At 49.3% G+C, this 298-nt stretch carries 1 rRNA gene; it reads left to right on the forward strand.

The features are described from left to right. Window positions 1-205: 205 nt before the first annotated feature. Window positions 206-298 (forward strand): 16S ribosomal RNA (locus QWY29_RS20050); the annotation flags it as partial.

Raw genomic sequence — 298 nt, forward strand, 5'->3', positions numbered from 1 at the left:
GTGCGTGTGATCCTTGAGAACTCAACAGTGTGTCATAGTCGACGAATTAGTTTGTTATGCCCCGTCGACTGCTTTCAATCGCTTTCGGGTGGTTGGGGTGGTTGATGGTTTCTTTGACAATGATTCTGACAATTGATTTGTCAGTGTCGTCTGTCAGGGCATCTCTTTTTCTGACATGCCTGTATGGGTGTGTTGGTGTTGTTTTTCAACGGAGAGTTTGATCCTGGCTCAGGACGAACGCTGGCGGCGTGCTTAACACATGCAAGTCGAGCGGTAAGGCTCCTTCGGGGGTACACGA

The sequence above is a fragment of the Nocardioides abyssi genome, assembly GCF_030412915.1.
In the GTDB taxonomy this organism is placed as follows: Bacteria; Actinomycetota; Actinomycetes; order Propionibacteriales; family Nocardioidaceae; genus Nocardioides; species Nocardioides abyssi.